Here is a 10071-nt window from a genome sequence, read left to right as displayed (position 1 = left end):
CTTTGCAGGATTTCAAAACAACCAGAATGAAGTCTCTAGCAATCCACCAGTTTCTGGTTGTTGTAATCCAGACTGCGAGAACTTCCCTGCTCTCAACGTCAAGTGCAGCCCAGAGAAATCTCTTCTCCCCGTTGATTTTTACGACAGTCTCATCAACTGCGATAAAATTCCTCTGTTTTCTTACTGCGAGGAGTGTTGGCTGGTAAACTGCTTCTGCTAGTTTTTGAACTGCCTCCCAGACTGTTGTGTGGCTGATTTTGAGGATTTTTCCGACTTGTCTGTAGCTGAGGCCTCGCAGGTATAGTTCTACTGCTCTGATTTTCTTTTCTGGTGGGATTTTGTTGCGGCGAAAAGGTTTTAAGACTGAAATCAGTGAGTATAGAATGCTCTCAGCCTTCATTTCTCTCCCTTCTTTTTCTGAAAAATTATCAGAAACTTAAACCTAACGCCCTACCGCTTATCCTAACAGTATCTCCGCCGACTATGCAAAGTTATTTTACGGAGAGGAAATCGCTCCAATTTTTGAAGTTATATTACCCATGACAACTTCTTCTGAAGAACTCGAAAGGGTGTACGAGCTTTACAAAAGGTATATCATAGGAAAGCAGTACAAAAGGGTGTACGACGTTAAAATCTACGAGTGGATTGGAGAATTTTATCCAGAAGAGATAAACGTCATCCCCTTATTTGAGACAAAAGAAGCTATTATGAACTCCCACGAAATTCTGGAGGAATATCTAACCGGAAAAAACTTTGAGTACCAGAGGGTATTTTTGGCCAGAAGCGACCCTGCAATGAACTATGGTCTAATAAGTGCGGTAATCTATGACAAATATGCTTTATTCAAACTCAAAGAACTTGAAGAAGAACTAAGCATCCCCATATATCCAATAATCGGTGTCGGTGGGGCCCCTTTTAGGGGACATTTCACACCCAAGAATGTTGATGCAGTAATGGAAGAATATCCCAGCGCCCAGACCTTTACTGTCCAAAGCTCATTTAAATATGATAATGAGCCTAAAGAAGTTATCAAAGCTATTGAAAAGGTAAAAGGTACAAAAAGAAAAGAAACGCCAGCAATTGATGAGAGAATATTTGGGATACTCGACAAATATGAAGAAGAATACACCAAGGAACTTAAGATTCTCGCCCCATATATACGAGAGGTTGCAAAGGCTGTTCCCTCAAGAAGGAAAAGGAAGCTTCACATAGGGCTCTTTGGGTATTCAAGAGAGGTCAATGGAGAAGCCCTTCCGAGGGCTATAAAGTTCACGGCATCTCTGTACTCTCTCGGAATACCTCCAGAAATCCTAGGATTAAGAGCGCTAAGTGAAAAGGAGCTGGAGACAATATGTGAACACTACAGGGGGCTTTATAATGATATATCTTTTGCGTTAAGATTTTTTAATCCAAAAGCGGCTTCCCATTTCAAATTTTTGGAAGATATAGCTAAAATGCAAAAAGAAATGGGCATAGAAAAGGATGAAAGGCATCTAAGCATGACCACTCAGATACTGAATGGAAAAATTGAAGAGAGCCTTGTGGTAGAGGCGGCTGGTATCAGAGGATTTCTCGGCTGACCTCCTTTCCGCCTTTAGCGAGAGGTTAAGCTTTAATCCCTCGCCAATGGCGGAGAGGTTTACGGGCCCATCACCTACTCCCGTTGCCGGTTTCGGTTCAGCCCGAGGGCACGGTCTTGTGCCCGTTACCCCTATCCCCAAAGGGGACTTGGGATTATGGTTTGAGAGGCGAATCTCCAGTTTTTGACTGCTCTAAAGGGTAGTTTCTCAAGGACGCCTTACGGCGTCAACCACTCCAAGGCGGAGTGGTAACATGAAACCCCTCGTCTCATCGGGTTCTAAGTTTGGCCTTTTCAAGCTCTTATTACTCTGCAAAGTTTAAAAGAGTTTCGGTTCTTTAAAGATTGCCCTTCAATTACTCTTTCAGAGAAAAAAGCAAGCAGTGCGATTTTTCTTCATTCTTTATGTTTTTGCACGGAGTGTTCTAGTAAGTTCTGAGAAAAATTTAAATACTTTTAGTTACTTAAATATACATCGAGAGCAAAAGGAGGGAGGGGGTGAGGGAGATGGCAAACATGATAATCCCCTTCCCACAGCTGGAGAAGATTCTTGAGAAGACATGTGAGCTTGCACTCACAAAGCCAAGAGCGGAGGAAATGATGGACATAGTGGAGAAGAAGCTTGCTGACCTCTTTGAGGTTGCCTATGAGAACGCAATAGCAGAGGGGAGTGACACAATAAAGCTCAGGCACCTGCCACTTACAAAGGGCTTCAAGAACTCAATGAACCTTTTCAGAGCCGTAATCAGGGATGAGAAGGTTGAGATCGAGCCTATAAGAAAGTTCGTACTTGCAAGCATACCTGCCGAAATGCCCCTAGAAGAGGAGTTAGTCGATGAACTCCCTATAATTACTGGAACGCTCTTCGTCCTCATAGGGAGGGTTATCAAAGCTCTCCACCCGGAGATAAGGAACGTCTATCCCGAGCACATCGAGGAAGCCAAGAAAGTGTTGGATTATACGCTGTGAGGATTATACCTCTGAATTGCTTGACTCCTTTTGATTCTCCAATTTTAAGGTTTCTTAAATCTGAGCGTATAACTGGAAGAATATCCACAATAACACGGAAAACAGAAATTTTCCGCTTGAACAGCGTTAAAAACACCAAAACTGATTTAAATAACAAAAGTGATATTGCTATTTGGGATTTCACAATGAAGGTAACCATTTATGATGGGATGAACACTATCGGTGGTTCAAAAATACACATTCAGGAAAACGAAAATGGCATCTTTTTGGACTTTGGAATGAACTTTGCAAAGTATGGACGCTATTATGAAGAATTCATAAGCGAGAGAACTGCAAGGGGAATTTACGATCTGTGGAGGCTCAATCTGATACCAAGGCTAAATATTTACAGGAGGGATTTGATTCCCTCAGATATTGCAGATGAAGTTGCCAAACATCCAAAAATCCCTGTAAATGCTGTCCTAATCAGCCACGCTCACCTTGATCACGTTGGAAACATTGCACTGCTTGATGAGAGTGTTCCAATCGTCGGCTCTCCGATGACTCTGGTAATTCTTAAAGCTCTCAGAGATACCTCAAGAGGAAACCACCTAGGAATGGAGCTTCCTTACTACACACCCAGAAATCCAAATAATGCAAACCCTTACATTCTCGAAGCAAATAGCAAATATTATGTGAGTAGAGATATAATTCTCACAAATGAAATTCCCGAAAAGGGCTTAAGCTTCTTGAGCTGGCTTGCAAATGTTGAACTAGCCAAGAAGAAGGGAAAAACAAAATCAATCCGGCCTGGAAAAGTTCACCACCTAGAGGAAGGGGAACTAGGCTTTGAAGTTCGTGCTTATTCGGTGGATCACTCCATTTACGGTGCATTGGCTTATATTGTTGAAGGCAACACTGCACTCGCCTACACTGGCGACTTCAGACTTCACGGTAAGAACGGAGAAGAAAGCAAAAAGTTCGTGAAAGCCGCAAAGAGTGCGAGCGTTCTAATCACGGAAGGTACGAGAGCCGGAAGAGGGCATGATGAAAACGTTTCAGAAAAGGAAGTCTACGAGAATGCCAAAGCCATTTTGGAAGGAGCAAAAGGACTTGTAGTGGCGGACTTTTCGGCGAGGAACTTCGAGAGGCTGGAAAGCTTCAGGAGGATTGCAGAGGAGACGGGACGGGAACTTGTCGTCACGACAAAGGACGCATACTTTCTCCATGCCATTGGGCTTGTGGATGGGGAAGATCACCTTTCCGGGCTGAAAGTGTACATGAACTCGAAGGCAAAGCCAGAGAAGTGGGAGGGGTGGATCTTCCTAACTTATCCGGAGATTGGAATAACTCCCGAGGAGATCAGCAGGAATGAGGAGAACTACATCCTTTGCTTCTCGTTTTACGACATGCCGCACCTCCTCGATGTAATGCCTGATGGAGGAGTTTACATTTACTCCTCTAGCGAGGCCTTTACGGAAGAGCAGACTTTTAGCTTCCTCCGCCTGTGGAACTGGTTGCAATATTTTGGCTTTGAAGTTCGTGGCTTTAGTGTTGATGACGAGGGAAAACCGATATTTGAGAAGGGTCTCCATGCCTCGGGGCACATCTCTAGGGAGGAGCTGGAGAAGGTCATTGACGAGATTGACCCAGACTACATCATTCCAGTCCATACGGAAAGTCCAGAGTGGTTCAAGGAGAGGTGGAATGAGAAAGTTGTCATGTTGAAGGATGGAGAGAGCTGGGAGGTGTGATAATGCCCATTCCTGAAAACATTTCCCGTGAACACGTGCTGAAAGCTCTCAAAGAAATTGACATAAATGGCGTACCCAAGAAGCATGACGCGCGCAATACTTTTTTGATTTATGCTGGAAAGAGATACCCTCCAAAATACGTGATCTCACTAACCAACAAATACGCCAATGGTGAGTTCCTAAAGGGGTTTACAACCAACGAGGCTGTGGGATATTTGAAAAAGCTCGGATTCAAAATAGAGAAAATAACTCTTAGAAAATATCCTCCCGGTGAATTCGACAGAAGGATGTATCCAATCTTCAAGGAGTTTTTCATGCTCTTAGAAAAAAGGCTCACCGCTGTAATTGAGGGACGTTCGGAATTAAAAGCCATTTGGCAGGAGAGTGAAGACACTATCAGATACATGATGTTTTATGCATTGACAACTGTTGGGGATGTAAGCCCGCTTGATATTTATCTCGAGTATCCCCATCCAGAAGTCCCAAATAGGAACTATGCAAAGCTTGACACGTTTGTTGCACCGGCACCGAATAAGAACAGGCCAGCCATAGCATTCGAAATGAAGTTCCATAAAAAAATCAATGACAACTATGTGCCCCTGCCCAATAATGCAGGAGCGGTGTTTGCCGACATTCTCAAGCTGGCCCTCTTCAGAAAACAGCAGAAGAATATCAAGAGATACATGCTCTATGTTGCCGATGAGAACATGATCAGGTACCTTACGAAACCCGGAAATGGATACGAGCCATTCCTCAGCTTGGAAGAGAACACTGGTTTCAAAATTGCTCGGGAATATCTAACTGAGAAGCCAAGGACTTTCATTAACCAATTGAAGAAGATCACCGGCAAAGAAAAGTTCCCAGAGCCTATTATCGTGTGCAGGTTCAAGAGGGACATCAAACTGGCAGATAAGGATATCGCACTGAGAATCTATGAGGTAATCCGGAGGAATGAATATGTGTGAGCTTTTCGGTGTGAACGCAAACAAAGAGGTAAACGTTAACTTTACATGGCGGGGCTTCTTGAGAAAAGGGGAGCGCAACCCGCATGGGTGGGGCGTTGGCTGGTATTTAACAGCAGATGGAAAGAGGGCGGCTTCACTGATAAAACAGCCAATTCCAGCACCTGAAAGCGCGATAGCTTTAACGCTCCCAAAACTCGATGTGAGAAGCCAGATAATCATAAGCCACGTTAGGTTTGCCACCAGCGAAGTAGGGTACCTAAACACGCACCCCTTCGTGAGGAGAATAAAGAGCATTGGACAGTATGATGAGTGGATTTTCGCCCATAATGGGGTGCTACACGGGGTTGAAGAATTGCCCCAGCGTTTCAAGCCTCTTGGAACAACGGATTCAGAAACCGCATTCTGTTACATAATGGAGAACCTGGAAGGGATAAGAACCATAAGGGAGCTCTTTACAAGACTTTACCAGCTGTTAGATGAGCTGAGTGACTACGGAACCCTTAACGTGCTCATGAGCAACGGGAGGTACCTTTTTGCTTACAGTCACTACCCTGGAAAGGGCATGTGGCTGCTGAAGAGACATCCACCTCATAAAGGCCGCGCTAGACTCCTTGATGAGGACTTCGAAGTTGCGGTTGGGGATGTGAAGTCTGAAGACGAATACGCATACCTGATAGCAACAAGAAAGCTCACGAACGAAAACTGGGAAAGGCTCGAAGCGAGAAAGCTCTACATCTTCAGGGATGGTGCTTTGCTACTCAGAGTGGGCGAGGAAATTGAGCCAATGTTCGACAGGGAAGCCATAGAAGTTCTCCGCGCAGTTTTAAACGGGGAATCAGTCGACTTCGATGAGACCGTTAAGCGGCTCATAGATCTGAAACTCTTGAAACGCATTCAAGAGGGAGTTACAATAAACGACTACAGGAAAGCGATAGTAAAACTGATTGTGGGGGAATAAACGATGAGAATAGCAGTTTACGGCACTTTGAGGAGGGGCAAACCACTTCACTGGTACCTAGAAGGTGCCCGCTTCCTCGGCGAAGACTGGATTACAGGGTACGAGCTTTACTTTGATGCCCTCCCCTACGCCGTCAGAGGTAGTGGAAATCTGAAGGTTGAGGTGTATGAGGTAACCGATGAGATATTTGAAGGCATTAACCGCATGGAGACGAACGCTGGCTACAGACCAGTTGAGCTCAGTACAAAGTTCGGCAGGGCTTTTCTCTGGGAGTGGCCACATGGACCACGCGGAGAAAAAGTTGAGAGTGGGGATTTTGATGATGTTGATCTGGAAGGGTGGTAAAAGTGGTCCGCTCGAAGCTTGAGGGTGGGCTCTGGGGAGTCCTCGTTGGGGATGCTTTCGGCTTGACCTTCCAGTTTACCAGCAGGCTTGCCATGGAGCTAAATTATCCCAAACCCAAAGAAATCCCGATGCTAGATGGTCTTTGGAGTGATGACTCTTCCCTAACTCTTGCAACTGCCCATGCACTAACAAAGGGATACAATATTGAAAGGATCGCGGAGAACTTCCTCCGCTGGTATTACGACGGCGAATTCACGCCGAGGGGTTATGCATTTGACCGGGGGAAGACAACTTCGAAAGCAATAGAACGCATTGCCAGTGGTGTTCCTCCTCTAAAGGCTGGCGGCAGGGGTGAGCGGGACAACGGCAACGGCTCACTGATGAGGATCCTGCCAGCGGCATACTATGCATACTTCAAGCTTGATTCGCTGGAGGAACGGCTGAAGATTATCCATGAGGTCTCGATGATTACCCACGCGCACCCTCGCTCGCTCATCGGGTGTGGAATTTATTCCCTGATCGTGTGGAACATTCTCGGTGGAATGGATAAGTTCAAAGCGTATTATGGGGCAATAGCAACTGCAAAGAAAGCATACTCTGCCGATCCCTTCGCCAAAGAGCTCGTCCACTATGAGAGGGTTCTAAACGGGAACATCCACCGGGAAAACAGGGAGAATATTAAGGGTAGCGGTTACGTTGTTCACACACTTGAAGCAAGCCTCTGGGCTTTTCTGAGAAACGAGAACTTTGAGGATGCAATAAAAGAGGTAGTTTCTCTAGGTGAAGACGCTGACACGACTGGAGCAGTCACCGGTGGTCTGGCCGGTACTTATTACGGAATAGAGTTCATCCCGAGAGAGTGGCTTGAGAAGATAGAAGCAAGGGGATACGCTGGAGAGATCATCGACGAGTTTATTGAGAGCCTCCTTGGTGACCAGAATGAAGGCTCTTGAAGTTGCCTTAGCCCTTCTGGTCTGGATTGGCTTTCTGTTTTTCATTATTATGCTTGGAAAAGCTCTGTGGAGAGGATTTTTAGAGATAATGAACGAGATTTGTTGCGGAGGCCGGAGAGATGAGAGAAAGTAATGAAATTGGAATAAAGAGCCCATTATTAAGACTCTACGAAGAAAGGAGAGATGTCATTGAATCCCTTCTCAAAAGACTCAGAGACTCTGAAATGTGCGAGGACTGGGGAAACTTTGCTTCCGCAAGAAGAAGACCAATGCTTGCTACAGTTATCTATTATCTCCAGAAATATGCAGGGTATTCAGAGGGAGTATCTCTCGAAGAGTTGAAGGCATTTCTTTACTGCATGTTCCTCGCGGGAAGCCACGGAGATTTAGACGTTATTAAGTCAATGACTTGGTGTCCCATCGAACAGACGCTTGAGGAAAGTACTGGTGTCGAAAAAACCGCTGAGGGAAGATACGTTGCAAAATCCGTGGTGAGTGGTAGGAAACCAATGTACTGGAACACGCTGGAACCGCTCTGCAGGCTTGCAGAGAAAATATGCAAAGATATTCTCAATCCGCCTAATGAGTGGGTAAGGGAATTGCTCTTGCTTTCCCCGGAATTCCTTGAGAAAAGCTTGGACATGGAGGAATACCTACGGGAACTCAAAATTGAGATCCACTTCCAAAGGGAACAACGTAGAAAGGAACAACGGCTCAGGGAGATTAAAAAGCTCGTGAAGCCTGAAGGCATAACAGTTCAGGAATTCTTGGAGAAAGGATTCTCGGAGAGTGACTTAGCTGATCTCAAGAAAGCCTATGAAGAAGCCTGGCAACAGGAGAAGCTCCTCTATGCGGACGGGTACATAAAGTTGCTCACTAGCATTGCCGAGTATTACGGGGAAAAGCAAGGAAGTGAGAGTGAAGACGAGCTCACGAGGCTTCTACATGAAATCTTCGGAGAAGCAGATAGAGACAGCGAACTGGCTGCAGAGCATTACATTAAAGCAGCGGACGTTGCTACATCGGTCAGCCTGATTTACTTCCCACAACAGAACTACCCGGAGGAGGCAGAGAGATACCTCAAGCTGGCTTTAGAGCTCGAGGAGAAAGCCATAGAGCTTGGGGTCGTTCCGGAGTATCACTCCATAACGCTAAACAACTTGGGGACTCACTATTATGAAACCAATCGCCCTGAAGAGGCACTCCCAGTACTTAAGAGGGCACTGGAATACGCAAAGACGCCCGAGGAGAAGGGCCTTGTTCTGCACAATCTTGCCCTTACTTATGCAGACCTCGGCATGAAGAAAGAGGCCGTCAGCTCCATGGTGAAGTCGATCTGCACTCACTACTCGACACAGCATGAGTTGGGAGATGCTTCACTCTACGACGATGCCATCAACAGGATAATCGAAATGACAGGCGATTCTCACACTGACGTCTATGCCCTCAAGATAGCTCTAGACCTGATCGGAGGGAATCTAAGCGTAGAAGAGGCCAGAGGGATGCTTGAAGGAATTAACAGAGAAGAATGGCCACTAGCTGGGGCTCTGCTCTCAATGCTAAATGGGAAAGAATACCAGACCCTAACTGAGACACAAGAATGTGAGAAGCTCCTGCAGGATGTTGCAGAAAGGCTCAAAAGGATTGAACACGATTAACCTTGGGTGATGAAGTTGGGTGCTACAGCCTTCATTCTCGTGGGGGAACCGGCCGTACCTCACACTAGGCCTGCCTAACCCGGGCTACCTATTGGTTCTCTACGAGAACAACATGCCAGCTTGGGAGCTGATACCGCTCTACCCATGTCTTGAGAAAGACTTGGGAAAAAGATCAGTAATCTGGATTCCCTCCATTGAAAATATGCTTGAAGATGCTCTCCTGATGGTGGGGATTTACGTTACCAAAGATCCCGAGCTCATAAAGATGGCGGAAAAGGTCTTTGGACGTAATTTCAAAGCGGAGAGAATAGAAATTGGGGGAAACCCGGAAGTTGAAAAGCTGAGGGAAATAGCCCGCAGAAACCTTCAGAGGGATGATATCGGCCTCTTGATAGTTCCACTCCCTGACAGCACAGTGGTCAGGCAGCTCGACTATCTAAAGCGCTATGGGGGCCTGTGGTATTCCGTCCACATCAGAAATGAGAAGCTTTCAAGTCCGCTGGATGACTGGGAGGGGGAATCTACCAAGAGCTTGGGCTGAAAAAAGAAGTTTACACTTCCAATCCAGAATAATGGAAGTATCCGATTAGGGAGTATTGTAAATTCGGGGGCGCTTGATAATGCTCATTCCCGAAGGAATATTCCTTGGTCTTTTTGTGAGTCAAAGAGAAGGTATGATGTATTTACCCTAGTTCCCATTAGATCGTTAGAGTTATAAGCACTTAAGTCTTTTGGTTGATTGGTGGTTGTTATGAACTTTCAGCAGGAAATCCTGATCATAAAATCCGAAATCTATCCGATAATCAGCAAACACTACCCGAAAAACACTCGCAGGGAAGTAATCAGCCTCTACGACCTGATAACCTTCGCAATACTAGCCCACCTGCACTTCGGAGGAGTTTACAAGCACG

Annotated in this window: 10 protein-coding genes and 2 pseudogenes; 11 read left to right on the top strand and 1 reads right to left on the bottom strand. The window is 45.7% G+C overall.

What is annotated here, in order from left to right; translation table 11 throughout:
- Positions 1 to 400: pseudogene (locus THEPK_RS01680) on the bottom strand (IS6-like element ISPfu2 family transposase); the annotation flags it as partial.
- Positions 401 to 470: 70 nt separating this feature from the next.
- Between THEPK_RS01680 and ppcA the strand changes: the two are divergent.
- From ppcA to THEPK_RS01630, 11 genes and pseudogenes are all read left to right on the top strand, one after another.
- Positions 471 to 1580 carry a phosphoenolpyruvate carboxylase gene (gene ppcA, locus THEPK_RS01675; RefSeq protein ID WP_394296066.1) on the top strand — a complete coding sequence of 370 codons (1110 nt, stop codon included), beginning with the start codon at positions 471 to 473 and terminating at the stop codon, positions 1578 to 1580.
- Positions 1581 to 2086: 506 nt separating this feature from the next.
- Positions 2087 to 2548: a DUF1931 family protein gene (locus tag THEPK_RS01670; RefSeq protein WP_042697576.1), complete on the top strand. Its 462-nt coding sequence runs from the start codon at positions 2087 to 2089 to the stop codon at positions 2546 to 2548.
- Positions 2549 to 2733: 185 nt separating this feature from the next.
- A complete protein-coding gene (locus THEPK_RS01665; protein ID WP_042697574.1) occupies positions 2734 to 4281 on the top strand; it encodes an MBL fold metallo-hydrolase in 1548 nt (515 codons plus the stop codon).
- Positions 4282 to 4283: 2 nt separating this feature from the next.
- Positions 4284 to 5246 (top strand): hypothetical protein, encoded by a 963-nt coding sequence (locus tag THEPK_RS01660; RefSeq protein ID WP_042697570.1) that lies wholly within the window; start codon positions 4284 to 4286, stop codon positions 5244 to 5246.
- Positions 5239 to 6204, top strand: a complete 966-nt coding sequence (locus THEPK_RS01655) for a class II glutamine amidotransferase (RefSeq protein WP_042697568.1) — start codon at positions 5239 to 5241, stop codon at positions 6202 to 6204. The genes THEPK_RS01660 and THEPK_RS01655 overlap by 8 nt, the downstream gene beginning before the upstream one ends.
- A 3-nt stretch (positions 6205 to 6207) precedes the next feature.
- The gene (locus THEPK_RS01650) at positions 6208 to 6549 is read left to right on the top strand and encodes a gamma-glutamylcyclotransferase family protein (protein WP_042697566.1); all 342 of its coding nucleotides are present in this window, start codon (positions 6208 to 6210) and stop codon (positions 6547 to 6549) included.
- A 2-nt stretch (positions 6550 to 6551) separates the two neighbouring features.
- The gene (locus THEPK_RS01645) at positions 6552 to 7502 is read left to right on the top strand and encodes an ADP-ribosylglycohydrolase family protein (protein WP_042697563.1); all 951 of its coding nucleotides are present in this window, start codon (positions 6552 to 6554) and stop codon (positions 7500 to 7502) included.
- Complete coding sequence (locus THEPK_RS12885) at positions 7489 to 7635, top strand: hypothetical protein (RefSeq protein ID WP_156882106.1); 147 nt, start codon at positions 7489 to 7491, stop codon at positions 7633 to 7635. The genes THEPK_RS01645 and THEPK_RS12885 overlap by 14 nt, the downstream gene beginning before the upstream one ends.
- A complete protein-coding gene (locus THEPK_RS01640) occupies positions 7622 to 9160 on the top strand; it encodes a tetratricopeptide repeat protein (RefSeq protein ID WP_042697560.1) in 1539 nt (512 codons plus the stop codon). The genes THEPK_RS12885 and THEPK_RS01640 overlap by 14 nt, the downstream gene beginning before the upstream one ends.
- A 19-nt stretch (positions 9161 to 9179) precedes the next feature.
- A complete protein-coding gene (locus THEPK_RS12375; protein ID WP_052315868.1) occupies positions 9180 to 9701 on the top strand; it encodes a hypothetical protein in 522 nt (173 codons plus the stop codon).
- A gap of 201 nt (positions 9702 to 9902) precedes the next feature.
- Positions 9903 to 10071: pseudogene (locus THEPK_RS01630) on the top strand (IS982 family transposase); the annotation flags it as partial.

The sequence above is a fragment of the Thermococcus sp. PK genome (genome assembly GCF_000430485.1).
Classification (GTDB): Archaea; Methanobacteriota_B; Thermococci; order Thermococcales; family Thermococcaceae; genus Thermococcus_A; species Thermococcus_A bergensis.
The sequence above is the reverse complement of the archived record's forward strand: the minus strand, read 5'-3'. Positions and strand labels throughout refer to the sequence as shown.